This is a genomic window from Gilvibacter sediminis (assembly GCF_028561565.1).
Taxonomy (GTDB): domain Bacteria; phylum Bacteroidota; class Bacteroidia; order Flavobacteriales; family Flavobacteriaceae; genus Gilvibacter; species Gilvibacter sediminis.
The window spans coordinates 171,450-196,583 of record NZ_JAQQTE010000019.1; the positions used below are offsets into that span (position 1 = coordinate 171,450).

At 44.3% G+C, this 25,134-nt stretch carries 18 protein-coding genes; 6 read left to right on the forward strand and 12 right to left on the reverse strand.

The window, feature by feature from the left end; all coding sequences use genetic code 11:
• Positions 1 to 33: 33 nt before the first annotated feature.
• Both POW22_RS11185 and POW22_RS11190 read right to left on the reverse strand, forming a co-directional pair.
• Positions 34 to 4,671 carry a M36 family metallopeptidase gene (locus tag POW22_RS11185; RefSeq protein WP_272832768.1) on the reverse strand — a complete coding sequence of 1,546 codons (4,638 nt, stop codon included), beginning with the start codon at positions 4,669 to 4,671 and terminating at the stop codon, positions 34 to 36.
• Positions 4,672 to 4,876: 205 nt separating this feature from the next.
• Positions 4,877 to 9,373: a T9SS type A sorting domain-containing protein gene (locus POW22_RS11190; protein WP_272832769.1), complete on the reverse strand. Its 4,497-nt coding sequence runs from the start codon at positions 9,371 to 9,373 to the stop codon at positions 4,877 to 4,879.
• Positions 9,374 to 9,465: 92 nt separating this feature from the next.
• On the opposite strand from POW22_RS11190, the gene POW22_RS11195 reads away from it, so the two are divergent.
• Complete coding sequence (locus tag POW22_RS11195) at positions 9,466 to 10,461, forward strand: SAM-dependent methyltransferase (protein ID WP_272832770.1); 996 nt, start codon at positions 9,466 to 9,468, stop codon at positions 10,459 to 10,461.
• A gap of 16 nt (positions 10,462 to 10,477) precedes the next feature.
• On the opposite strand, the gene POW22_RS11200 is transcribed toward POW22_RS11195, so the two are convergent.
• The 3 genes from POW22_RS11200 to POW22_RS11210 form a co-directional block, all read right to left on the reverse strand.
• Positions 10,478 to 11,026: a phage tail protein gene (locus POW22_RS11200; RefSeq protein WP_272832771.1), complete on the reverse strand. Its 549-nt coding sequence runs from the start codon at positions 11,024 to 11,026 to the stop codon at positions 10,478 to 10,480.
• Positions 11,027 to 11,043: 17 nt separating this feature from the next.
• Positions 11,044 to 11,592, reverse strand: coding sequence for a peptidase associated/transthyretin-like domain-containing protein (locus POW22_RS11205; RefSeq protein ID WP_272832772.1), 549 nt, complete (start codon positions 11,590 to 11,592; stop codon positions 11,044 to 11,046).
• A gap of 108 nt (positions 11,593 to 11,700) precedes the next feature.
• Positions 11,701 to 12,255: a phage tail protein gene (locus POW22_RS11210; RefSeq protein ID WP_272832774.1), complete on the reverse strand. Its 555-nt coding sequence runs from the start codon at positions 12,253 to 12,255 to the stop codon at positions 11,701 to 11,703.
• Positions 12,256 to 12,388: 133 nt separating this feature from the next.
• Between POW22_RS11210 and POW22_RS11215 the strand changes: the two genes are divergently transcribed.
• Positions 12,389 to 13,420, forward strand: coding sequence for an SAM-dependent methyltransferase (locus POW22_RS11215; RefSeq protein ID WP_272832775.1), 1,032 nt, complete (start codon positions 12,389 to 12,391; stop codon positions 13,418 to 13,420).
• A 48-nt stretch (positions 13,421 to 13,468) separates the two neighbouring features.
• Here the strand turns inward: POW22_RS11215 and nqrF are convergent, their stop codons facing one another.
• From nqrF to POW22_RS11245, 6 genes are read right to left on the reverse strand one after another with little or no spacing between them, the layout of a single operon-like run.
• The gene (nqrF, locus tag POW22_RS11220) at positions 13,469 to 14,776 is read right to left on the reverse strand and encodes an NADH:ubiquinone reductase (Na(+)-transporting) subunit F (protein WP_272832777.1); all 1,308 of its coding nucleotides are present in this window, start codon (positions 14,774 to 14,776) and stop codon (positions 13,469 to 13,471) included.
• A 1-nt stretch (position 14,777) separates the two neighbouring features.
• Positions 14,778 to 15,509 carry an NADH:ubiquinone reductase (Na(+)-transporting) subunit E gene (nqrE, locus tag POW22_RS11225; RefSeq protein WP_272832778.1) on the reverse strand — a complete coding sequence of 244 codons (732 nt, stop codon included), beginning with the start codon at positions 15,507 to 15,509 and terminating at the stop codon, positions 14,778 to 14,780.
• A gap of 19 nt (positions 15,510 to 15,528) precedes the next feature.
• Positions 15,529 to 16,176: an NADH:ubiquinone reductase (Na(+)-transporting) subunit D gene (locus POW22_RS11230; protein WP_272832779.1), complete on the reverse strand. Its 648-nt coding sequence runs from the start codon at positions 16,174 to 16,176 to the stop codon at positions 15,529 to 15,531.
• Positions 16,177 to 16,183: 7 nt separating this feature from the next.
• Positions 16,184 to 16,933, reverse strand: coding sequence for a Na(+)-translocating NADH-quinone reductase subunit C (locus tag POW22_RS11235; RefSeq protein ID WP_272832781.1), 750 nt, complete (start codon positions 16,931 to 16,933; stop codon positions 16,184 to 16,186).
• Positions 16,934 to 16,935: 2 nt separating this feature from the next.
• Positions 16,936 to 18,147 (reverse strand): NADH:ubiquinone reductase (Na(+)-transporting) subunit B, encoded by a 1,212-nt coding sequence (locus tag POW22_RS11240; RefSeq protein WP_272832782.1) that lies wholly within the window; start codon positions 18,145 to 18,147, stop codon positions 16,936 to 16,938.
• Between the two features lie 3 nt (positions 18,148 to 18,150).
• Positions 18,151 to 19,497 carry a Na(+)-translocating NADH-quinone reductase subunit A gene (locus tag POW22_RS11245; protein WP_272832783.1) on the reverse strand — a complete coding sequence of 449 codons (1,347 nt, stop codon included), beginning with the start codon at positions 19,495 to 19,497 and terminating at the stop codon, positions 18,151 to 18,153.
• 200 nt (positions 19,498 to 19,697) lie between these two features.
• Between POW22_RS11245 and POW22_RS11250 the strand changes: the two genes are divergently transcribed.
• From POW22_RS11250 to apaG, 4 genes are read left to right on the forward strand one after another with little or no spacing between them, the layout of a single operon-like run.
• Positions 19,698 to 20,951 carry a type IX secretion system plug protein gene (locus POW22_RS11250; RefSeq protein ID WP_272832784.1) on the forward strand — a complete coding sequence of 418 codons (1,254 nt, stop codon included), beginning with the start codon at positions 19,698 to 19,700 and terminating at the stop codon, positions 20,949 to 20,951.
• 12 nt (positions 20,952 to 20,963) lie between these two features.
• Complete coding sequence (locus POW22_RS11255) at positions 20,964 to 22,349, forward strand: pyridoxal phosphate-dependent decarboxylase family protein (RefSeq protein WP_272832785.1); 1,386 nt, start codon at positions 20,964 to 20,966, stop codon at positions 22,347 to 22,349.
• Positions 22,350 to 22,405: 56 nt separating this feature from the next.
• On the forward strand, positions 22,406 to 23,749 hold the full coding sequence (locus tag POW22_RS11260; protein WP_272832786.1) for a DUF3667 domain-containing protein: 1,344 nt from the start codon (positions 22,406 to 22,408) through the stop codon (positions 23,747 to 23,749).
• A 9-nt stretch (positions 23,750 to 23,758) separates the two neighbouring features.
• A complete protein-coding gene (gene apaG, locus POW22_RS11265; RefSeq protein WP_272832787.1) occupies positions 23,759 to 24,145 on the forward strand; it encodes a Co2+/Mg2+ efflux protein ApaG in 387 nt (128 codons plus the stop codon).
• Here apaG and POW22_RS11270 read toward each other — a convergent pair.
• The gene (locus POW22_RS11270) at positions 24,142 to 25,134 is read right to left on the reverse strand and encodes a DUF6695 family protein (protein WP_272832788.1); all 993 of its coding nucleotides are present in this window, start codon (positions 25,132 to 25,134) and stop codon (positions 24,142 to 24,144) included. The genes apaG and POW22_RS11270 overlap by 4 nt on opposite strands.

The window sequence follows — 25,134 nt, forward strand, 5'->3', positions numbered from 1 at the left end:
AGTACCGGCTTTTTCTATATATGGGCAATTAATTTATTGCTTGATCACACGCTTCACGATAGTTCCCTCTGTAGTGTATACTTTCACAAAGTAGATGGCGGTATCTAAACCTGTAAGATCAAGATCCACACTTTCTGTAAGTGTGTAGGTCTTATTTGTGATAAGACGACCGCGAATATCGCGAATCTCAACCGCTTCAATAGTCGCTGAAGGCGCTACTACGCGAACCATTCCAGTTGTTGGGTTTGGAACAACGCTCAAGTTGTTGATCTGGTTGTCATCGGTACTGAGTACCTTCTCTTCAAAGAAGACTGAGAAACGATCGTCATCCAAACCGGCTTCTGCAGCAAAGCTGTAGTTACCTGTGCTTAAGTTAGCGATGGCTCCAGTCACTTTGTCCTCAATGTAAACGTTTACATCGGTTGCTAAAGTTCCTAATTCGATATCTGCTAAAGAGATGGTGAATAGTTGATTCTCCTCAATTTGAGAACGGAAACCAACTTGGATCTGTGCTTCCATATCAAAGGCTTCACGCGCTTGAATGGTTAACTGCTCTCCTGTTGCTACCGTAGAGAATAAAGAAACTGGCGTACTTAGACGTTTCGCATCAAATTCTGACTCGAAAGCAGCAGTAGCACCTTCCATAAAGGCCACCAACATTTGAGATCCTAGTTTATAGGTTTCGTTTTTGACATCCAACCAAACGCGAACCTTGGAAGCATCAAATGATTTGTAATCCGTGTTGTTACCTACGACACGCTGATCATTCTGATAGGTCACTGTACCAGCAGCTACCGCCTTAAATCCGAATCCTTGTCCAGAGGCAATGTATTGCGTAGGAGCGGCACCTCCATTGGCAGCAGCAGTTCCACCTACAGTAGCTACATACATGGAAATGTCACCCATGTCGTAATTGGCTTCATTATAACCTGCGTAGGTATCACTTGGCCCACTGATGTGGTTCCAGAAATAAATAGTGTTTCCAGTAACCGCACTGTTATCGGCAATGAACTCTTCCGCGTCAATTGCTGATGCGTATGGGTTTGCCGTTACGTTGGCACTAGCATTTTGAGATCCGTTATAACCTGCATTGAATGTGAATACCCCGTTATTCAGAGTTCCATCATCATAAACAAAGTTATAAGTTGCTCCATCGGGTACCGTTGGAGATGCTTGTGGCATCAATAGGTAACCTTCTGCTGGGTTAATGGTTCCAGTGTAGTTCACCCAGTTATTACCGTCATCATCGGCCCAGTTCTCTGCAGTTGGATCTGCAGCGGCTACCGCCGTGTTCGGCACAAAGCTCGCTGTTGTGTGATTTCTAAACTGCACTGCAGTACCAAAGGTATTGGCACGGGTAGATCCACTCATTGGGTTACCCACGATCATAAATCCACGGTTATCCAAACTCGGTGACGTTTTGCGCACAATTATGCTACCGTTATTATTCACCACAGCGTCATCGTTGATCTGAACTACTGACCCTTCGTGTTGTACATCTAAAGTACCATCCACGTTAATATTTCCTACTGCGCTCAATGTACCTCCAGCTCCAATAGTAAGAGTCGCTGATGGGTCAATATCACAAGAACAAGCTGTAATATCTCCGTCCGTTGCAGTGTCATAATTACTCGCAATTGTTGCAATAGTTCCTGCTGTTGGAGTTACATCCCATGAACCACCAGAGAAAGTAGCTCCTGTTCCTTCAACAGTAACAGTCACATCGCAAGTTGTGATTCCTCCAGCACCGTCATCTGCAGTAATAGTTACTATATTCTCTCCAAGGTCAGCACAAGTAAATGTGGTTTGACTGTAAGAAAGGGACACTGCGTTTCCACAGTTTTCAGCCAAGCCACCTACTTCTGGTATAAAAGCTACAAAATCATTCATAGCTGTCCAGTTAGTTGCATTTCTTCCAGGAACCACATAAGCTGTTGTTCCTCCAATATTCTCAATTCCTTGAGTACGCGTTCCACCATCAGATGTCACCATTGAAGAGTGGATCTCAATTCTACTGTCTGCCTCATACAATTGTACTTGGAAGGTATTTAATGCAGATGTATCCTCCCAGTGTGGCATGTCAACATAGTCTACCACAAATACTCTGTTAGGAGCAGTACCTTCTGTCTTATAACGTATAATTTCCCCTCCTAGCGGTCTCCAATCATCCCATACAGCGGCAATCATATTGTCCGGTAGTGTAGTTGATGGTAATGCGTCGTTCGTGAAATCAGTAAGGTCATTGGTATCAAAAGATAAGTACCCGTTTGAGGTAATGTGTACAGAGCTATAGGTTACTCCAAAGAAGCTGAAGTCAAATCCTAGCGCAATAGCAGCGGTACCAGCGTCATCACCTAAAGTAACACTTGTTGAGCCCGTAGCGATGTTCATTGGCGCATACGTCCCTGTTTGATCTATAGTGTATCCATCACCAGGTAATAAGTTCGCAACCACATCTGGATCGCTCAAGGTAGCATTACCCGAACCGTCTAAGGTTAGGGTTGCATCTTGACAAACTAATACAGGATTTCCGTCAGTTACATTAATGGTCTGCGTTGGAGCTCCAGGAGACCCATCACAGTTCAATGCGCTAAAGGTAATGGTATGTGAACCAACACCTGCCGCAGAAGGATCAAAGTCAAAAGTATTGTCTCCATTGTCTGTTACTCCAGGTCCGCTGTATGTACCGGTTCCCAATGCTGTTCCACCACTCAAGGTCTGAACCCCTTCTGTAGCACAGAATGAATCAGCACCTGCAAGATCAAAACTTGCATCTGGCAAAGTAAAGTCTTCTGTTCCGTCTGAACGGCTAGTAGAAGATCCTTGGCTCGCGTTAACTCCAAGACCTCTTCTGGCGAAAGCTCCCCAAATCAAACATTGGTTAGCTCCTCCGTAAATATTGGTATCTGCTTGTAAGATAGCATCACGACCATCTACAAAACCAGGGCTACATGGCTGTAGCTTCATGGCTTCAGAAACCAAATTCAAAGCGATGTTATTACCTCCAGTTCCGTTATAGATATCAGCATCCCATCCGTAAACGTCGATAAGATCCCAAGTCATTTCCCAAAGCATGGTTGCCCAAACAGATCCAACTCCGTGAGGCACAGAAGCCGTGATAATATCATTATAGGTCTGCGTATTATTTTCACGATTGTACGGTTGAGGACGAATTCCTCCACCCGTTGTTGGCTCTTCAAACAAAAAGGTACCCACTGGACGATTCGTGTTGGAAGCATCTGCTGGTTTCATAGTCAAAATCAGCCCTAAGAAGTCACTCCAACCTTCACCCATTTGCTCTTGATTACCCAAACAACCTGCGGCTGCTGGTCCTCCTGTCAAACGGTTTGACCATCCGTGGCCGTACTCGTGAGCAATTACAAGGTTGTCAAAATCACCATCGGCAAATTGACCGTTTCCGTTGATATCACAAACGTACATCTGCATTCTTGGATTACCTCCGTCCGCAGGCGTACCAAAGTTTGCATTACATGTCCCTGAACCGTCTTGAGCTTCAGCATCTACAGAATCTCCTCCAGATCCACCGTTACCGTAGTTATTCTCTTGGAAGTTACCGGCTTGTTCAGTGAATCCATATTCATAAAGTACGTCATGGATTATGTTGGTCCAGTAGAAAAGGTTTGTGATCGCAGCAGACTCTGATTGGTTTGCTGTTGTATATGGAATGGTTAGGGTATAATCAAAATCCAAACTAGCGCCTCCGTCTGGGGAGAAACCAGCATTATCACCATCCTCATAGGTATGTGTGTTATTACCACGTGTATTGGTGAACTCAGCACCGGTTACCCCATTAGTGTCATGCCATCCATAAGGAGAAGCATTTGTGTTTTCTGGATTAACCACTAAAACACGACCCGTACTGTGGTTTGGAGATTCATCCGGAATTGCATAAACACGGTACTGCGCAGGTACCGGTGAAGTTGCATTTACCACCATAGTTGGTGTATAAGCTTCTACCGTTGTTGGTGCCGCATGTGGCCCAATAAATGGCACATCGTGGCTGTGGTCGTGACCAAAGTCACAGTAATTTGTATAATTGAATTTGGTGATGATATCACCAGACTTGGCATCTACAAAGAAGTTGTACCAATCTGCACTGCGTGTTTCTGCAATGGAGAGTTCATAAGCTAGTGTCAAACCTCCTTTATCTGCGTAATGATAAACCAATTGGGTTGGAATCTCACGCTCGGAGATTCCCGCTTTACTGTAAAGTACAACGCCATTTTCCTTACGCTCCAATTGTGTCAAGCTTTCCGTCATAGTGTAAACCATGCGTGTGGCTACGTTTTGAATAGCCATCTCTGCCGTCATGCTCGAGCTACCCAAAGTTTGAGCGTGGTTGTAAAGATTTTTGATCATCTTATTGTTGAAATTGCTCAACTTTCCATCGGCATTGATATGTATGCTCGATTCGGTTCCTTTTACAGGAATACCGTTAATGGCTTGAACAAAATAAACGTGATGCGTTCCACTCACTTCACTGGTATGTTCAGCAGTGATAATGTAACTCGCATCTTCTTGGAAAAGGGCTTCTTTTTGCACCAATTCCTGAAGTTTTTGATCTAAATTGAAATTGCGGGATTGTCCATAAGCTGTGGAAACAGCTCCAAATATCAAGCAAACCAAAGCACAATACAGTAGATTTCTCACTGATTTTGAGACAGTTAAGTAATTAAGATGCATAATTTTACGGTTAAAGGGTTGTTGTTAAGGGGATTGAAACAGTGTGTGTTAGTCGTCAAAAATAGTATTTAATCGACAAAATACAAGGAAAAACTGCTATTTGTTAAGGAAGTCATAAAAAAAGTGCCAATTGATTGAACAACTGGCACTTTCTTCAATGCAAAAGGTGTTCTTATTCCTTAATGAGTCTTAAGCTGTAAACACCAGAATCTGTTTTCACACTTAAGATATAAACTGCAGCTTCCAGCTCAGAAACGCTAATGCTAGCCTGATCTCCACTCAGCTCGTGCTGCGCTATTTGACGTCCACGGATATCATAAATGATCACATTTTCAAGGATCACTCCGTTCGGCGCATTTAAGGTGATATTATCTTGAGCAGGGTTTGGATAGAGTCCGACCAGCTGTAGTGATTCGTCATCAACACTCAGTACGCGCTCTTCAAAGACCAAACTAAAGCGGTTGTCATACGTACCGTCCAGGGCTCTAAAGACATAATCGCCTTGGGTCAAGTTGGTTTGTGTGTTGAGTTCACGATCGATCAAATACACCTGAGTGTCTGCTGGCATATTGTGGAATTCCATATCAGCAATACTAATACGGAATACAGCATCAGCTTCAATCATACTACTCATCCCAAGGCTAACCTCAGCTTCGATATCCCAAGAAGGCAAACCATTAATGGCCAACTCTTCTCCTGTAAGCAATTCAGAGTACAAGGAAACTGGCGTTGCCAAGCGTTTCGCATCAAAATGCGGTTCCATAGCCTCAGTCGCATCATCTACAAAGGCAATCAACGCCTGAGATCTCAGCTCATAGGTCTCGTTGGTCAGGTTTAACCAAATTCGGTCTCTTTGAACTGGCTCCGTCATTCTAAAGGTATCATTCGGCCCGGTAACACGCATTGCATTTGCAAAACTAACCGTTCCTGCAGCAGCAGCCTTGTAACCAAAGCCTTGAGCAGATGAGATGAAGCCAGTCGGAGCCGCACCACCATTCGCAGCAGCTACTCCACCAGAACCTGTTGTATACATAGAAATATCACCCATATCATAATTGAGATCATTATAACCAGGATAAGCGGCAGATGGCGCCGTTAAATGCTCCCAGAAATAAAGGGTTGATATTATTGTTGAATTTGCCGCGATAAAAGCGTCAGCATCTATAGCCGAAGCGTACGGGTTGCTGATAATATTCGGGCTTGAATTTTGGTCGGTATTAAAGACAGCCGCGATATCAAGCGCTCCACTGTTTAGCGTCCCCGTGTTGAATTCAATATCAAAAACTCCAGAGGCTCCTGGGTCGGTCCCCCGTCTTCTAAACATATAACCTTCCGCAACATTCAATGTTCCAGTAAAGGGCGACCAATTGTCTCCGTTGTCATCTGCAAAGTTTTCTGCGGATGGAAAAGCGGCTGTTACATCTGCATTGGGCACAAAATTCAACGTATTGTGACTGAACATACGAACGCGCGTTGGATCGTATAAAGCAGCATCGGTTTGCATACTCATAGGCGAGCCTAAAATTGAAAAGTCTCTTAAACTTAAACTAGGTGTTGTTTTACGAACACTGATGGTTCCAAGATTAGTTGTTATAGCTGTCTCCAGTGTCTGCACTACAGAACCTTCGTGTTCCACTACCAAATTTCCGTTGATCCCTATGGTGATATCTTCTGTGGCTAAAAGATAGTCTCCCGCATTTACAGTTACTGTTCCCGTTCCTATAACACAACTGCAGCTTTCAATACTACCGGTAACCGTATCGTAGTCTCCTGAGAACAGGGCAATCGCACCTAAATCTGGAACACCATCAGTCCAGGCGCCACCGTCCCAATCTGTGATACGAGCGCTCACCGTGATATCTGTTGAACAACTGTCTATATTACCGGCGTCGTCAAAAGCATAAAGGGTTTCTGTAATTGTTCCGACATCAGAACAGCTATATTCCAAAGGTGCATCGGCAATAATGCTCATATCCCAAGAAACCGTTGACATTCCAAAAGCACCAGGATTTGGGATCAATACATGCATGAAATAGGTTTGACCGGCTTCAAATGAGAAAGTAGCGCCATCAGTTGACGCTGTCAAAACACCAGCATTGTTGTAGTTTACAAAGCCGAGATAATTCGGTGAAGCAAACAGGTTCGTGCCCAAATCTGGTTTTGCGTTAAAGAAGGTAAGTACGTTTCCATCGGAAGCCGAAGTTCCTGTAGCCACAGGTGTGTAATCACCAGTGACCTGAACAGTGAAAGCAAATTCATTGATCAAGAAGGTGTTTCCGCCATAGTCCGCAGCAGTGCTACCAGCCGTGGTTTCTGAATCAAAACCAGTGGTTTCAAAGCCGAGATAAAAACGCGCAGCATTGTCTGTAGTACCGCCATCAGCATCTGTCGGCGCAACCAGTACGGTACCATCTGCACCCAACTCTGCCGTAACGTCTTGACAAACGGCAATTGGAGCAACTACGTCTTCACAGAACTTGAAGTTATCTACAGCAACATAAATAAAACTGCCGCTAATTGTGATCTCTACTTCATCAACGTCTTCCCCTGAAAAGTCTGAAGCTCCGTCAGTAGCAAAATCAACCGTAGAAAATCCACTCGTTGATCCGAAGGTCGTTGGGAAACTGCCTGTCTTTGTAAAACTGTAAACTTCAACACCATCTAACAAGCCACGTATGGTCAAAGAACCGTCATTGGTTGGATTGGCACCGTCCGCCTCAGAAGAAACAAAAACTTCAAAGCTTTCCATATAGATCAGGGCAGGATTAGTCACACTGATAGAATAGGTCTTATCTACACCTTGATCATCTACATTATCTAAATATCGGTCTGAAGCACCTGCTCCAGCTCCTATAAATTCATCAACGCTAAAATTGGCTGAGCTCGTGGTAAACGGAACACCCGCCCGGGTCCAAATATTGGCATCTAAAGCCAAAGACTCAAAAGTCTCCACAAAGCAGGAAGAAACCAAATGCACTTCTCCCTCGGTAAAAGCATCTGGCGGTGTGTTGCCGTCCAAATCCTCTATATCGGTACCAGAAAGCAAATCCAATCTCAAACTTCCTTCTCCAGAAATTCCTGAGATAGAAACGGTATAGGTATTTGCCGAACCGCTTACATTATCTATGGTACCTGCAGCGGTTCCAGTTAAAGTCAACCCGAAGTCATCTGCAGAAACATTGACGGCATCTTCATTGAAGATCACCGTATAATCAACACTCGTGGCGTTGGCTTCTGGATCTCCTACCAAAGAAGACGAGAGCACTATTGGAGGATCTGCACTGGTCACCCCTTCACAATGCTCAAAATTGTCTGCTCCTATATAATTGAAGGATCCCGAGATCGCAATTCGGATCTCATCTACATTGGTCAAGCTGTAATCTGCAGCACCGTCTGTAGCAAAATCAACGGTGAACCATCCTCCGTTACCTGAAAAGTCTGTCGGGAAACCTGTGGTCTTGGTAATGGTATAGACCGTCGCTCCGCCTAAAATTCCTGTAAGCGTTAAGGTTCCGTCATCGGTTGGGTTGGTTCCTCCATCAGAAGAAGCGTAGAAATCCATCGCTTCAATATTGAACTCCTCGCCACCAGAGGTAGCAATGGAATAGGTTTTATCCGTGCCCAGATCAGCATCATTGTCTAAGAATTGATCGGAACCCGACGAGCCGCCTCCAGCAAAAAAGCCGACGGCAAAAGAATCACCCGGGGTCTCGAAGGCAACACCGTTACTGGAGAACACTGAATCGTCAGCAACAAAACTTTCAAAGGTCTCTTGAAAACAACGCGTAACCACATGATCCTCTCCTGCTGTAAAGGCGGGGGCTGGAGTGTTTCCAGCTGTATCTTCTATATCATTTGATGCAGAAAGGTCTACACTAACGGTTCCTTCTCCAGCGATGTTATCAACTGTGATGGTGTAAGTACTAACACTTCCGCTAATGGCGGTAAGGTTTGCGGTGGTTCCCACAGCATCTAAAACAAAATCGTCTAGGGTAACGTTAATGGCCTCTTCATTGAAGTTCACCAAAAAGTCTACGCTGGTAGCTGTGCTCGTTGGAGACCCTACCACAGTGATGGTCTGTACAAAGGGCGGATCTGTCTCTAAAATTTCACTGTCTATAATAAAATCATCTAAGGCCACATATTGCAGTGTTCCTTGTAAGGTGATCACCAGTTCATCGATGTTCAAAATGCTGTAATCTGCTCCAGGCTCTGTCGCAAAATCGAGCTCAAAGAATCCTTCATTGACTGAAAAATCCGTGGGAAATCCGCTGGTCTTGGTATAGGTCCACACGGTCGCGCCAGCAAGTTTTCCTTCATACAGCACACTCTGGCCTGCCGTAGGGTTGTTTCCTGTAGCGCTATCGGAAACATACATGTCTACAGATTGGAGGGTAAAAGCATCACCTCCTGTGGTTATGGAATACGACGCACCAGTAGTGGCGATTCCAAGATTATCCATAAACTTATCAGATCCGCCCGCACCAGCATTAGCAAAGGTGGTAACGTCAAAGTCTGTGTTGCTGGAACTGAAGGTCTTTCCATCTAGCGCAAAGCTATCCGTGCCATCAGCCAGAGCTTCAAAGTCTTCCGTAAATTGAGCATGAGCTGTTGTCACTGTTAAAAGCAATATAAAGCTCGCACGTAAAAAAGTGTAAAGTAGTTTCATTGTTAATTGGTTTGGACCTGTGCTCACCTCAATGATCTGAATTAGGTAGATATGCCCGTGTCCGGTTCGTTTTAATTTTACATCTTAGCACTATGAATTCGACAAATGATTTTGCGGATCTTTTTGATAAGATGCTCAATGCGCAAACCGAAGCAGAAGAGATCACTGCTGCTTTAGCATTGGCAGATCACTACCAAACACTTCTGGAAACCCACGCCCTTGCTCAAGATTTCTCCAATAAAGAAGAGACCTTTTTAGAAGGAGGGGTGGCCTTAGCCTCGCAATATGCCTTAGACTGTTTACGCGATCCTTTGCGAACCACACGCTTTATTGTGGGAACCTATCAGGCCATTAAGGACCAATTGACTCAAAACAATAGCGTGAATCTGCTTTACGCTGGATGCGGACCAGCAGCACCTTTAGTGCTACCACTACTGCATCGTTTTGCGAGCAAAGAGATTCGCGTAAGTCTTTTAGACATTACCGAAAGTTCAATAAAAGCAGTAAAGAGTTTGGTCCATGCCTTGGACCTCCAGGGGTATATTGTGGAATATATCACTGCGGATGCAATCACCTACAAGGCACCTCAAGAGCACTTTGACATCATGGTTTCTGAAACCATGGACAAAGGTCTCACAAGAGAACCTCAGGTAAGGATCATGCAAAACCTCATTCCCCAATTAAAAGAAAATGGCCTGTTTATTCCACAGGCTATTGATGTTTACGGGGAGCTTACTTTCTATGGCAAAGAACCTTACTTTGACCTTTATAAGGATTTACAAAGTTTGGGACCTTGCTATAAAACAGCTCTTAAAAAGAAACTGTTCAGCATTGCTCAGGATGTGACCAATGATCAGCCTTATGAGTTTACTTCTGATGCAATCGAAATTCCATCAGATCTTTCACAGACTCCTGACGCCGCGGTTTATGCCGAAATTCAAGTTTACAAAGAACGTATTTTGCCCAAGGCAAAATCTCTGATTAGCAATTCATATTGCATTCGCTCTCTGTTGGGGGGAGAAAACAAACACTTTAAATATCATTACACGACCCAAGGAACTCCTTCTTGGGAGCTCCGGATCGAGTAAAATCGTAATAGTTGATTTAAGATCTAGAAGGGAATATACCTGTTAAGGCAATAATCCAAGTTATAGTCAAATACGGCTGCATATTATTGAACGCAGTGCTCCCACCTGTGAAACCTACATTCAATCCGTTCAATTGTTGATCTGGCGTCGCAGAGTTATATCCCAATGAAGGCACAAAAGAACGCCCAGATTGTTGCCCAGGAGTTGCTAATGAAGCACCTGTAAAAGCTGAACTGGTATCTGCGTTGGCACTACTAACGCTCAGCGCTGCTGCATGCGAGTGCGAAGGCAAATTTGCCACAGTTAAAGTCGTTGTAGCGGTACCTGATCTTTGACCAATACTGTAAGAAGGCAATCCCGGTCCGGAACCTTCATGAATGGCAACACGACCTCTGAGGTCTGGTAAGGCGAAAGTAGTTCTCCCATCCCCTCCGTAAATAGTTCCTAGCAGGGAAAATAAGGCTGTGTTTGATGCTATTGAAAGTAATGTCCCGTCACATTTAGCCCACCCTACGGGTGCAAAATTAAATCCAACGCATTGGATTTGTCCAATAAATGGCTCCATAAAAAATGCGGTTTAAATTAAAGTGAAAAATTAAGATTAATGGTGTTGTTGGTGAGCCCGTGGCTCGTTGTGGGGAGTGTTTTATCTCCTAAAACGTTGTGCTTTGCCCAATGGGATGCGTGGGCGTGCGCAAAATTCTGATTAACACAAAGCAAACCATAGTTTTCGCGCCCGTTTTTAGAGATTCGGAAATAAAAACGTGGTAATTCTCCTTCCTTACGCCCTGGCCAGTCGCTTTTAAAGCTGTAATCGCCATTGGCATCGGTATGAAAATAACCGCGTTTGAGTTTCCAGTTGGAATTCGCGTCTTTAAACCACACTTCAACCTTAGCATTGGCTACAGGTAGAAGCGTTGTTCCGTCGAGAATTTGTCCTTTTATATTTAAGTATTTACCGAGTTTTAACCCTGCTCTAAAATCTGTTTTACTGTCAGAAATTGAGGAATAACCCGGAAAATCGTTAAGAGTGTCGGTGTTGGCTAAGGTTGCCGTTCCTATTAAAGATAGGCCTACAGAGGCAGCCGCTGTAGTGCGCAAGAAATTGCGTCTGGAGTTGTTTGGTCCCATAATGATGGTTAGTTACGTTTATAAAGTTATGAAAATAAAATGGTTATTAAAGAAAAAGAGCTACTCTATTGGAGCAGCTCTTTCCTCGAATCTGAACGAACACCACTTTTAATTTCTCGAAGGATATACCCCTTGTAATGCAATGATGTAGTTCACAACCTGATAAGGTTGCATATTGTTAGCTGGCGCCCCATTACCTGTTAGGTTGGTTTCTACAGAACCCGTATTTAAGGTAACATCTGGAGCCGCGGCATTAAAGCCTTGTGTTGCTGTAAAAGTTCTTCCTGATAAGCTTCCAGGAGTTGCAATGCTTGAGTTCGCTGTTGCTGCAGACTGGCTAGCGTCTGCAGAGCTTACTTTTAGGCTTGCTGCGTGGTTGTGGGCGGGTAAGTTGGCAACTTGAAGAACAGTGCTTTCTGAACCTGAAAGCTGACCTAATTGTCTGGGTGATAGTCCAGGGCCGTTTCCGTTACCAATAGGAGTACGACCCCTAAGGTCTGGCAGTCCAAAAGTGGTCCTTCCATCACCTCCATAAGTGGTACCTAATATTGAAAAGAGTGCTGTGTGTGTATTGATTGCTAAAAGCTGTCCCTCACATAGCGCCCAGCCTCTGGGAGCGAAGTTCCCAGCGAACATGATAATTTCTCCGATAAATGGATCCATAATAATGATTTAGTTGATTAGTAATGCTTTAGAGCTGTTAAATGCTTCTTTTGTAAAACTAGTTTGCCACTATATCTTAGGTAAGGGTATAAATACGTGTTTTGAATTTTGCGGGAAATCTTAACTTCGTTCCATGAAGAATTCCAAAGACACGTTGCGACAGATCGCAGATAATTTATACAATCCAGAGCTCCATTACCAAGACCTATACAATGCCTGCCAAAACTACAAGGACTTGTTAATGCAGATCACGGAGATCACTTTTGAGGACGATACACACCGCAATGATATCTATACAGCTGCCGGACGAGCCGTCGGCACCGAATGGGCTATTCGCTGCGTGGAGGATATTATGAGAACGCGTGCCTATTGTCAAGGCGTATTTCAAGCGGTCTTAGATCTACTAGAAACCAAAAAGTGTGTGCGTTTGATCTATGCTGGCACTGGGCCTTTTGCCACTTTGGTCTTACCCTTGATCACTAGATTTTCTTCTGATGAGTTACAACTCGACCTTATGGAGATCAATCCAGAGAGCGCCAATCACCTTAAAAAAGTATTGGCCCATTTTGAAGCCGAAGATTACATCCGCAACCTCATCATAACAGACGCAACGACCTATCAAGTAGATGATCCAGAATCAGTTGATATCCTCTTGAGTGAAACCATGCAGGCAGGTTTAAATAAGGAACATCAGGTAGCTATTTGTTACAATCTAATTCCGCAACTACCAGCAGAGACTATAATGATCCCCGAACAGATCATTTTAAAACTCTACGCAGTAAATCAAGAAAAGCATCAACAATACAAAACCTCATTAAACCCAGAAACAGTACCCAAATTCTATGAAGATCTGGGAACTTTGTATACCCTGGACGCGCCCAACATTTTGTCCCAACATGAGCAGATCAATGCTATGGGGGCTTCGGCAACATTTGAGCCCGTGACATTAGAAATTCCTAAAGACACGCACAGAAAATACCATCAGTTGACCATCGCAACGCAGATCATGCTTTATAAGGACATCGAATTAAAGCTGGAAGATTCTGGGCTCACCGCCCTGCGTATCTTACAACCACTTAATCCCATGATGCAAACCGTAAAGAACTTGCGTAGCACCTATTACACCGGAGAAAACCCCGGCTTGGATTTTGAGATGAACGTATAAAAAAACCCTCGGCAAAAACCGAGGGTTACTTTTTTAAAAGTGTCTGGATTATCCTCCAAAGTCATCAAAGCGGATATTCTCATCTGGGATACCAAAATCTTCTCCCATCTTCTGCACCGCCTTATTCATAAGTGGTGGTCCACAGAAATACAATTCAATATCCTCTGGAGCTTCGTGGTGGTTCAAATAATTGTCGATCACACATTGGTGAACAAATCCAACAAAACCGTCTCCAGGAGCATCTAGGCTCTCTTTTACTTTCCAGTTGTCTTCTTCTAATGGCTCAGATAGCGCCAAGTAGAACTTAAAGTTCGGGAACTCACGCTCTAGCTCGTTAAAGTGCTCCAAGTAGAACAACTCACGCTTAGAACGCCCACCGTACCAATAAGTCACCTTACGACCCGTCTTTAAGGTCTTGAATAGGTGATACAAGTGTGAACGCATTGGCGCCATACCTGCTCCACCACCAACATAAAGCATCTCCGCTTCACTGTGATTGATGAAGAATTCACCGTAAGGTCCTGAAATGGTTACTTTGTCTCCTGGCTTCTGCGCGAAGATATAAGAAGAAGCAACACCTGGGTTTACGTTCATCCATTGGTTCTTAGCACGATCCCATGGTGGAGTCGCAATACGCACGTTAAGCATGATCTCACGCCCTTCTGCAGGGTAAGAGGCCATAGAATAAGCGCGCTCTACTGTTTCTGTATTTTTCATCACCAATGGCCAAAGTCCAAACTTGTCCCATTCCATCTGGAATTTATCTGGAGTCTCGTGTTCCTCTGGGTGAGCCGTGATGTCCATATCGCTGTACTTGATCTCACATGGAGGGATCTCGATCTGGATGTATCCACCGGCCTTGTAGTTCATATCCTCAGGGATCTCAACTACGAATTCTTTAATGAAGGAAGCTACGTTGTAGTTACGCACTACAGTGGCTTCCCACTTTTTAATACCAAACACCTCTTCTGGGATGGTGATATTCATGTCTTGTTTTACCTTCACCTGGCAAGCCAAACGCGCTCCTGATTTAAGCTCTTTACGCGTAAAGTGTGGGGTCTCTGTTGGCAATGCTTCTCCTCCACCTTCTAAAACGTGGCATTCACATTGAATACAGGTTCCTCCACCTCCACAGGCAGATGGTAAAAAGATCTTCGAGTTTCCTAAGGTGCTCAATAATGTGCTTCCTGAAGGAACTTCAATTTCTTTTTCGCCGTTGATCGTAATGGTCACAGGACCCGATGGCGATAGTTTTTCTTTGGTGAACAACAATAGGGCAACCAACAACAAGACCAGTACCAAGAAGGCAACGATCGTGGCCCCTATTACTCCTAAACTTACTTCTAGTATAAACATATTAAGGGTTCATTACATCCAAAGCAGCAGTTGCTTCGGCCGTTTGTTCTGATTTTTCTTTTTCTAACTCATCTCCAGCAGCAGTATCAGTTTGCTCAGCAGCAGGTGCATCATCACCTTCTGGAAGCATACCTCCGAAGCTCATAAAACCAATAGCCATAAGACCGGTAATGATGAAGGTGATTCCCAAACCACGAAGTGGCGCTGGTACGTTTGAGTAACGGATCTTCTCACGAATTGCAGCGATAGCCACAATAGCAAGGAACCAACCGATTCCAGAGCTAAATCCGTAGTTCAACGCAAGCCCGAAAGAAGCGATCTCACGAGATTGCATGAAAAGTGAGCCTCCAAGGATCGCACAGTTTACCGCGATAAGCGGCAAGAAGATCCCAAGGGAGTTGTATAATGATGGAGAGAATTTCTCTACAACGATCTCTACCAATTGTACCATAGTAGCAATCGTAGCAATAAAGAGAATAAAACTCAAAAAGCTCAAGTCATAAGTAGCGTACTCTTCTCCCAACCAGCTCAAAGCACCTTCTTGTAAGATATAGGTGTCTAGCAACCAGTTGATCGGTACGGTCACGGTCAATACAAAGATAACCGCAGCTCCAAGGCCCACAGCAGTAGATACTTTCTTAGATACTGCCAAATACGAGCACATACCCAAGAAGTAAGCGAACACCATGTTCTCTACAAAGATGGATTTAAAAAATAATTCAATGTGTTCCATAATTTCTGTTCTTTAAGGCCTAGTTTTCTTCAATTAGATCTTTGTTACGGCTTCGCTGTACCCAGATGATGATCCCAACCACGATAAGTGCCATTGGAGGCAATACCATGAAACCGTTGTTCTCATATCCGTATGCGTATAATCCGCTTTTCTCTACTGGGTTTCCAAAGATCTCGATCCCGAATAAGGTTCCAGAACCAAAAAGCTCTCTGAAGAATCCAACTACCACTAGGATCAAACCGTATCCTAAAGCGTTACCAATTCCGTCTAAGAAAGACTTCCAAGGCCCGTTACCCAAAGCAAAGGCTTCAAAACGTCCCATGATGATACAGTTGGTGATGATCAGTCCAATGAATACGGACAGCTCCTTACTCAGTTCATAAGAGAAGGCCTTGAGCACTTGGTCTACAATAATTACCAAGGTAGCTACTACGATAAGCTGCACAATGATTCGAATCTTTGATGGAATGATGTTTCGCATCAAAGAGATAATTACGTTACCCACACCCAATACGAAGATTACCGATACAGCCATTACCACAGAAGGTACGAGCTTAGCGGTGATCGCCAAAGCAGAACAGATTCCCAATACCTGAATGGTAATCGGGTTGTTGTCCGCTAATGGATCTAAGATCAGGTTGGCATCTTTTCTAGATAAAAGTCCCATAGTGCGCTTAGTTTTGTAGTGATTTAAAGAAAGGTACATACTTCTGCACGTCCTTGCGCAGCATAGTCGCCAAACCGTCTCCGGTAATGGTCGCTCCCGCTAGGGCATCTACCTCATTATCTGATTTGTCTTCGTTCTTTGGATCGTTATTTCCCTTGGCTACAGCAATTCCTTCAAATTGTCCGTCGTCCAAAAAGCTTTCTCCTTCAAAGTCATCCATGAAATAACGCTGCTTGATCTCGGCTCCAAGACCTGGAGTTTCACCTTTGTGATCAAAGAATACTCCTTGAATGGTCATGGTCTCATCTACAGCGACAAAGCCCCAGATAGCATCCCAAAGACCTTTACCGCGAACCGGCATAACATAGAGGTCTTTACCGTCCTTGGTTCCTTTGAAAAGCGGAAGCTTCTGATCATAAGATGGATCCTCTGCTTTCTTCTTCTCTTTTTTGATGTCGATCAAATACGCCTCTGGATCGTCTACTTTTTCTCCACCTTGAAGATAAAATTGCTCGGTGATGTAAGTGTCGAATTTTTCTTGAAGGATATCATCAGAGACAAAAACCACATCATTGGCTCCCTGATTTTCATTCACACCCATGGCGTAAAGAATGTTCTTTTGTTTCTCCGCACGCTTATTCGCGTCGATGTTTGGTTTAAGTACCTGACTAATTCCAGACAACAATAAGCCAACCACCACTACCATCACGACAGCGAAGATTACCGTATAACTGTTTTTTTCCGTGTTTATAGCCATGCTTATGCTGCTTTAAGTTTTAAACGTTTCTGACGTCTCTTCACGTTAGCCTGAACCACATAGTGATCAATGGTTGGTGCAAATACGTTCATCAATAGAATCGCTAGGAATACGCCTTCTGGATAAGCCGGGTTGAATACGCGGATCATGATGGAGATGAATCCGATCAAGAATCCGTAGATCCACTTCCCTTTATTGGTCTGGGCCGCAGACACAGGGTCCGTGGCCATATAGACCGCTCCAAAGAGAATACTACCTATAAATAAGTGTTGCCAGAAATCTACGCTCATCAGTCCGTAAAAGGTGCTTCCTTCATCGATCCAACCTGCGCTAACCACGCCGTTAAAGATCAAGCCCATCACCAAAGCACCGATCAAAGTACTCACAATGATTCTCCAGCTTCCGATCTTGGTGAAGATCAAAATAAAGGCTCCTAAAAGGATCAATACTTTAGAGGTCTCTCCCACAGATCCAGGAATGAATCCCCAGAACATATCAGAAATACTGTAAATCACATCTTGATTCTGTGCGTAGCTACCTAAGATGGTCTCTCCAGAGATGGCATCAGCAGTACCCGCGCGCTCAACAGCTCCGTGCACCCAAACCTTGTCACCACTCATCCAAGTTGGATAAGCGAAGAATAAGAAGGCACGAATCGTCAATGCAGGGTTAAGGATGTTCATCCCTGTTCCTCCAAATACTTCTTTTCCGATCACTACTCCAAAGACTACAGCTACTGCCAACATCCAAAGTGGAATATCAATCGGTACAATAAGTGGTACAAGCATTCCAGTTACTAAGTAACCTTCTTCTACCTCGTGTCCTTTAATTACTGCGAAGATGAATTCAACAATTAGTCCTACTCCGTAAGAAACCACTACTAAAGGAATAACCTTTCCAGCACCGAGCCAGAAGTTGTCCCAAGTAAAGAAGTTCCCAAACCAAGAGGGTTCTACGGTAAGTCCTTTAGCCATGTCAATGGCCGCGTAATGTTGGTATCCGGCGTTGAAGATCCCGAAGATCAAACAAGGCACCAATGCCAAGATCACGATATTCATCGTTCTTTTTAAATCATCTGCCGCCTTAACGTGTGTTCCTCCGTGGGTCACTTCGTTTGGCGTATACAAGAAAGTGTGCAGGGCGTTGAAAGCCGGAGCCATCTTTTTGCCGCGATACTTTTCCTTGAGCTTATGTAAATTTTGCTTCATTCCCATAGCTTAACCAATTTCCTTATACATTAAATCCAGCGCCTCACGAATGATCTTCTGATGCGGCTGCTTACTTACACAAATAAATTCGGTCACCGCAAAATCTTCCGGTGCAACTTCATACATACCCATGGCTTCCATTGCGTCCAAGTCTTTTACCATACAAGACTTGAGCAATTGAAGCGGATAGATATCTAGTGGGAATACCTCCTCGTAAGAACCAGTCACCACAAAGGCACGGTGTTCTCCGTTGGTATTGGTATCTAATTCGTATTCTTTCTTCGGATTCAACCAAGAGAAGGTCAAGGCTCGCGAAGTAGAAATTTTGTTGAAGATCGGTTTGTTCCATCCGAAGAACTCATAATCGTCTCCTTCAGGGATCACAGAAACCACGTTAGCGTAGAAACTAAGGTGACCTTCTGGTGAAATTTGCGTCCCAGAAAGCACATCTCCAGAGATCACACGAACATTTTCTTCATTCAAACCAGAATCATAAACAAAGGTTGAAACTTCTGCTCCGATCTTGGTCTTGTAGTATTTAGGAGTCTTCACAGAAGATCCTGCCAAGGCGATGATGCGATCTGCTTTGTAATGTCCGTTGGCCAAAAGCTCCCCGATGATCACTAGATCTTCAGCATGGATGGTCCAAACAGTCTCTCCTTTATTTACAGGATCCACTCTCCCGATGAGCGTTCCTACGTTCCCAGCTGGGTGCGGTCCGCTTACGTTGTGGGTTTCAATCCCGTTGATGTTGTTGAATACCGAGTTACCGCCTTTTGGCACTCCAACGTGTATAGATCCATCGGTCAAGGTTTTAAGACCGTCAATCGCTGCCTGGATCTGCTCGCCCTTATCGGCTAAGATCAGATCGTAATCAGCACTCATTGGCGCTGTGTTGTACGCAGAAATGAAGATGGCCTTTGGAGTCACCTCCGGATTGGCGATCACATCATAAGGGCGCTGCTTGATAAAAGGCCAGCAACCAGCTTCCAATAGACGCGCCTTAACCGCAGCGGCATCAGATAAATCTGTTTTGCCAAAATCGCGGTAGCTGTCTTCTTTGTCAGCTTCAATGATGATGTCTGTAATAACTCGTTTAGCTCCGCGACGAATTTCCTGCAAAGTTCCGCTAACTGGCGATACAAAACGCATCGTTTCGTTGGCTTTGTTGTAAAAAATGTCGTCTCCGGCTTTGATTTTTGCGCCTTCCTTAATCACCATTTTAGGTGTTATGAGATGGAAGTCGGCAGGTCTAACATTGAAAGTTCGTGATCTGGGAGCCCCTGAAATTTCAGTACTGGCAGCCCCTTTCAAGCGAATGTTCAGACCTTTTTTGATTCGAATGTCTTTTGACATAGGATTTTGGGTATGTTGACTTAAGTCGTTGTGTCTCTCTTTCGGTTTGCAAATTTAATACAAAAAAGACAGAATTCTCTCTAAAAATCGAACTGTCTTGAACTTTTTCTTGTTCTTCAAAAATTGAATCTTCCCGACTGCGTTCTTCGGACACATTAAGGCACAAAATTTGTTTATATTTAGACCATTAAACCATTTAGATGAAGTACCTCATCCTACTTATCAGTCTCGTTCTGAGCTCTTCTGTTTTGCAAGCCCAAGTAGAAGAAATGCCGCCGCCAGAAAATATTCGAACCATCATTTTCAATTCTGGAGGCAACCAAAGTCAATTACCGATCATTAGATTGGGAGAACCCATCTTTTTGACTTTTGACGATCTCAACGCGAACGAGGAAGACTATTATTACCGAATTACCCACCACGATTTTGATTGGAAAGAATCCAACTTGGCCAAAGGAGAATTCATGGAAGGTTATGATGATGTGCGCATCAGAACTTATGACAACTCCCTGAATTCACTGCAGCTGTACGCGCATTATCGCCTGAGCATTCCAAACCAAGAGACGCGCCGCTTAACCAAGAGCGGGAATTATATGATCAGCATTTATATGGACACTGGCCAGCTGATCTTCTCGCGGAAATTCATGGTCATTGAGCAAGGCGCTGGTGTTGCTGTCGATGTCAAACGCGCGAGAGACTTTAACTTCATCAACACCAAACAAGTGGTTCAATTCACTATCAAACCAGGAGCGGAATTCATTGCGAATCCCAAGCAGACCGTGAACACTTTGGTGATTCAGAACTACAACTTAAAAACAGCGATCACAGACCTCAAGCCGCAATACACCATTGGGCAAGAATTGATTTATCGCTACGATATTGAAGCCGGCTTTTGGGGCGGCAACGAATACCTCAACTTTGACAGCAAAGACCTTAGAGGCGCCAATATAGGCGTGAGTCGCATTGAGGTTACCGACCTCTACAATCACTTCCTGTTCACCAATCCGAGCAGAGCCGATCAGCCTTATACCTTCAACCCGGACATTAACGGAAACTTTGTAGTGCGTACTTTAAACGCTGTGCAAAGTGTTGGTTTTGAAGCCGAATACATTTGGATGCATTTTAGGCTGCAGTATTTTGAAGAATTGGATGGCAAGGAGATCCACATTTACGGAAACTTCAACAACTTCAATTTAGACGATACCACCAAGCTCAGCTACGACCCGACGGACAACGTTTACAAGGGAGTACGCAAGTTCAAGCAAGGTTTTTACAACTATAAGTACGTCCTTTTAGACCGTGACGGCAGCATTGACTCCGGAGCCGTGGGCGGCAATTTCTGGGAAACAGAAAATGACTACACCGTTTTGGTCTATTACCGAGAACCCGGAGGTCGTTTTGACCGCATCATCGGTTACGGAAAAGGAAATTCAAACAACATCACCAACAACTAGGCCCCTTACATTATGCAGCAAGAACTGGATCTTTTCAGACGTATTGCAGACCGTTTATTAACTGAAGAAGCTCGTGAAGGAGCGGTAAAACCCATTCCCGCTGCGGAACTTTGGGACAGCTTGAACCTCAGTTTAGAAGCCGATGGGCTCAGCGAATCTGATTTTGAAAACTTATTGACTCAAGTGGTTCTGAGCACGCCCAGAACAGCAACCCACAAATTCTTCAACCAACTTTTTGGAGGCCGCACCCCAAAGGCTACGTTGGGTGATCTTTTGGCCGTAATGCTCAACAATTCCATGTATACCTATAAGGTTGCTGGGCCTCAAGTTGGCGTGGAAAAAGCCATCATCAAAGAAATTGTAAAGATCATTGGATATCCGAGTACTGCAGATGGCACTATTGCTTCTGGAGGCTCTATGAGCAACTTGATCGCCATGCTTATGGCGCGCGACAAGAAGGATCCACGGGCTCGCTTTGAAGGAAGTCGCAAGCCCTTGGTGGCTTACACCTCGGCAGCTTCCCATTACTCTATTGCCAAGAACGCTGCCTTCTTGGGCATTGGCCGGGATTATGTCAGAAATATCGCTACCGACGCCACGGGCAAAATGGATCCTGAGGCTTTGGCTTCACAAATAGAAGCTGATAAAGCGGCGGGATTAGAACCCTTCTTTATCAACGGTACCGCCGGAACTACCGTATTGGGCGTGTTTGACCCGATAGAACCTTTGGCAGATGTCGCTCAAGCTCATGGACTGTGGTTGCATATTGATGGAGCCTATTGCGGTTCTGTGATCTTCAGCAAGAAATACAAACATCTGGTTGATGGCGTGCATCGCGCAGACAGCTTCAATTTGAACGCTCACAAAATGATGGGAACACCTTTGACCTGTTCCATCATTGTGACCCAACACAAAAAGCACCTGGCAGACAGCCTGTCTAATGAGGCAGAATACCTCTACCAAACAGATGGTGATGACTTCAATTTGGGCAAAACCTCTTTGCAATGTGGGCGCCGCAATGACGCATTAAAGTTCTGGTCGCTTTGGAAAGCTATTGGAACTAAGGGCTTAGAATCTATGGTGGACCAACAATTTGCTTTGGCAGAAACTGCCGTAAATTACCTCCGTTCCAACCCAGATTATACGCTCTACAGTGACTTACCTTCCATATCGATATGTTTCAATTATAAAGACATCCCAGCCAAGACCTTATGCACGGCGCTCTATGAACAAGGCGAGCTGATGGTGGGCTTTGGGAGTTTTGAAGCTGATACTTTTGTGCGAATGGTAACCATCAATGCTGGCAATGACCACGAACATATCCACGCCTTTTTTAAGACTTTAGAGGACTTTGTGGCCAAACACCAAGACCGACTCAAAGAATCAGTCTCCGTTTAGCGCATAAATTTTATTTCCGGCTAGAGAAAATACGGTGAACTCCTTATATTTACCGTATGCTGCCATCTGACGAAAATCCAAACGATCCGCTTAACGAGGATGCCCTATCGGGTGAAAACAGTTCTGAAGAACAACTTCCGAGCGTTCCAGAAAATACTGAGGATTCGACAGAAGTCAGTTTTGATCCCGCGGAGGATGAGCACCCAGATGAAGTCAGCAAACAGGATTCTAAACCTGTAAAATACACGGGGCGCAAAAGCGAGAAGTACCGTTCTACGGAATGCCTCAATTGCGGCCACCCCTTAAAGCTCACGGACGTTTACTGTTCCTATTGCGCGCAGATGAACAGCACCAAAAAGCTCACGGTTGGAGATTTCTTTGAGGAGCTTTTTTCCAGCATCATCAATTACGATTCACGTTTCCGCACTTCTATAAAAACCTTGCTTTTTAAGCCAGGAGTTATGTCTCGGGAGTTTATCAACGGAAAGCGCATGAAATATGTGAATCCGTTTAGGTTCTACCTGAGTATTTCGATCCTGTTTTTCATCACCTTAGGGCTGATCGCCAACTTTGATGATATGAACATCAACAGTGATCGAGACCTTATTGAGCAGCAATTGGAAAACGGTATTGGCCAAATCACAGTTGACGGCATTCCGGTAGCCAATATGGCAGAACTGGATTCTATTATAAAAGCCAAAGACAAGGCGAACATCTCTCTGGATTCGCTCTTGGAGCGACGAAGACTGCAACGTGACAGTGCTAAAACCAAAAAAACCTACAAAGACCGCTATATGGCGGAGGAAGATTACGACACACTTCCTTTCTTTAATGCCATGTATGAACGCGGGCGCCTTTATGCGGACTTCAATGATGAAACAGGCATTAAAAATCCGCGAATCGGTTTAGATAGTTTAAAACATACCGACAATTCCTATCACCGCTGGATCTATCGAAAAGCGATCGATGCGGAAACTATGAGCAATGAAGGTCCGGGAGAAATATTGGAATACTTCTTAAGTCAGCTCCCTTTTGTGATCTTTTTCTTTATTCCAATCTTTGCTTTGTTTGTCTGGCTGGTTTACTTGAGAAGAAAATACACCTATACCGACCATATGGTATTTCTATTCCATACTCAGACCATGTTCTTTGTGCTCTACGGAATAGCCATGCTTATTGACCTCATCGTTGCAGCTTTGACGGATAATTACGACGGAGGCCTAGCCACTTTGTTTGCGACTCTATTGTTCTTATTCTATCTCTACAAGGCGATGCGAAATTTCTACAAACAGGGAAGAATTAAAACTATTGTTAAATTTATTATTCTAAACTGGGTATTCTTTACTTTAGCTACGTTCGGAGCATTTGTGGCCTTTGCCATTAGCTTCGCAACCTATTAGATTTGAATCATGGTAGAACAAATAACACAAGGCATTAAAGTTGCGGTCCGCTCCCGATATGAGGGCGCGTATATCCGCAATTACAAGATGCAGTTTGCGTTCACCTATGAGGTCAGTATTAGCAATCACAGCAAAGACGTGGTTCAGCTCACCCACAGAAAATGGTTCATTTTTGACGCCCTTAACCATCCAGAAACTGTTTTTGGAGAAGGCGTTATTGGCGAAAAACCCATCATTCAACCCGGACAAACTCACACCTACAGCTCGGGTTGTTTATTATCTGGACCTATTGGAGCCATGCAAGGCAATTATGAAATGGTAAACTTCTCCAACGCGAAGTCCTTTGAAGTGATCATTCCCCGCTTTGAGCTCAGCGCTCCCTTTGCTGTAAATTAAAAAGAAATACGTTCGTGTACTCGTAGGGTGATCTCTTGCTGCTGCTGAACCACAGTGCATTTTTCACAGTTGGAATCGTAGATAAAAGAATACGGCTGTTGCACGTCCAAAGGAGCGTCTGCAGTAAATACTCCCGAAAAATCTCGCACTTTTTTCTCGTTATATCGGTTGATCAAAAACTGTGATCTTGTTGGACCTTCCTGAAGATCAAACCAAGCACTACTGCCAATCCCCGTAAGCAATTGCGCCTTCTCATGGGGCGCTTCTAAGGTCTCACAACTAGCGGCATGCGTGTGTTTTTTATCGAAGTAATTTTTGAGATTCTCTTTAAAAGCCGTGCCGTTAAAAGTTTCGATCTTTCCTTCATGCACTTGATATACTGAAGATTCTGTCGCGGCTTGCTCCACATTACCGACCGTGCTCGGGGTAAATTTCTTATTGCGATTCAAGCGTTTGATGATCTTTGGATCTGGAGTTGAAGCTAAAAGGGTCTCTGTTACAAATCGGGAACAGTTACTGCCGTCCTTTACAAAGGCTCCGTAGGGAATACTGCCTCTGCCCTGCAAACTATCTATATACGATTTAGCTCTATTAAAGTCGATCTTATCACAGACAGAAGCCAACAAACGGCCTTCTCCATGTGTTTTCTCCGGATGTGCCTCCAACCACAGCAAAAACTCTTCGGTATTCTGTAAGTTGAAATTGGCATCAAATCGCCCGTAAAAAGGAATTTCCAACTCCGCATCGGTATTAGCACCACGCACCCGACCGTGTCCTTCTGGCGTGACATAGCGCCCAAAGTCATAGTAACGCGCCTTACCTGTAGCATTCTCTATCAAGACCAAGGCAGCATGACCTGCCTTGATGTGCGAGCGCGTTCCAAGTCCTACCAAGGGAAGAAATCGGCATAAGCGCTCACTGCTCATCCGCACAAAGGTGTCCGGAAAAGCCATGGCTATCAATTTACCGTCTTGTTTAAATGCTGTCAT

What these genes read in the sequence shown, in the direction of transcription:
- POW22_RS11190 (WP_272832769.1), bottom strand. Translation starts at nt 9,373, where the DNA reads ATGAAACTACTTTACACTTTTTTACGTGCGAGCTTTATATTGCTTTTA.
- POW22_RS11195 (WP_272832770.1), top strand. Translation starts at nt 9,466, where the DNA reads ATGAATTCGACAAATGATTTTGCGGATCTTTTTGATAAGATGCTCAAT.
- POW22_RS11200 (WP_272832771.1), bottom strand. Translation starts at nt 11,026, where the DNA reads ATGGAGCCATTTATTGGACAAATCCAATGCGTTGGATTTAATTTTGCA.
- POW22_RS11205 (WP_272832772.1), bottom strand. Translation starts at nt 11,592, where the DNA reads ATGGGACCAAACAACTCCAGACGCAATTTCTTGCGCACTACAGCGGCT.
- POW22_RS11210 (WP_272832774.1), bottom strand. Translation starts at nt 12,255, where the DNA reads ATGGATCCATTTATCGGAGAAATTATCATGTTCGCTGGGAACTTCGCT.
- POW22_RS11215 (WP_272832775.1), top strand. Translation starts at nt 12,389, where the DNA reads ATGAAGAATTCCAAAGACACGTTGCGACAGATCGCAGATAATTTATAC.
- nqrF (WP_272832777.1), bottom strand. Translation starts at nt 14,776, where the DNA reads ATGTTTATACTAGAAGTAAGTTTAGGAGTAATAGGGGCCACGATCGTT.
- nqrE (WP_272832778.1), bottom strand. Translation starts at nt 15,509, where the DNA reads ATGGAACACATTGAATTATTTTTTAAATCCATCTTTGTAGAGAACATG.
- POW22_RS11230 (WP_272832779.1), bottom strand. Translation starts at nt 16,176, where the DNA reads ATGGGACTTTTATCTAGAAAAGATGCCAACCTGATCTTAGATCCATTA.
- POW22_RS11235 (WP_272832781.1), bottom strand. Translation starts at nt 16,933, where the DNA reads ATGGCTATAAACACGGAAAAAAACAGTTATACGGTAATCTTCGCTGTC.
- POW22_RS11240 (WP_272832782.1), bottom strand. Translation starts at nt 18,147, where the DNA reads ATGGGAATGAAGCAAAATTTACATAAGCTCAAGGAAAAGTATCGCGGC.
- POW22_RS11245 (WP_272832783.1), bottom strand. Translation starts at nt 19,497, where the DNA reads ATGTCAAAAGACATTCGAATCAAAAAAGGTCTGAACATTCGCTTGAAA.
- POW22_RS11250 (WP_272832784.1), top strand. Translation starts at nt 19,698, where the DNA reads ATGAAGTACCTCATCCTACTTATCAGTCTCGTTCTGAGCTCTTCTGTT.
- POW22_RS11255 (WP_272832785.1), top strand. Translation starts at nt 20,964, where the DNA reads ATGCAGCAAGAACTGGATCTTTTCAGACGTATTGCAGACCGTTTATTA.
- POW22_RS11260 (WP_272832786.1), top strand. Translation starts at nt 22,406, where the DNA reads ATGCTGCCATCTGACGAAAATCCAAACGATCCGCTTAACGAGGATGCC.
- apaG (WP_272832787.1), top strand. Translation starts at nt 23,759, where the DNA reads ATGGTAGAACAAATAACACAAGGCATTAAAGTTGCGGTCCGCTCCCGA.
- POW22_RS11270 (WP_272832788.1), bottom strand. Translation starts at nt 25,134, where the DNA reads ATGACAGCATTTAAACAAGACGGTAAATTGATAGCCATGGCTTTTCCG.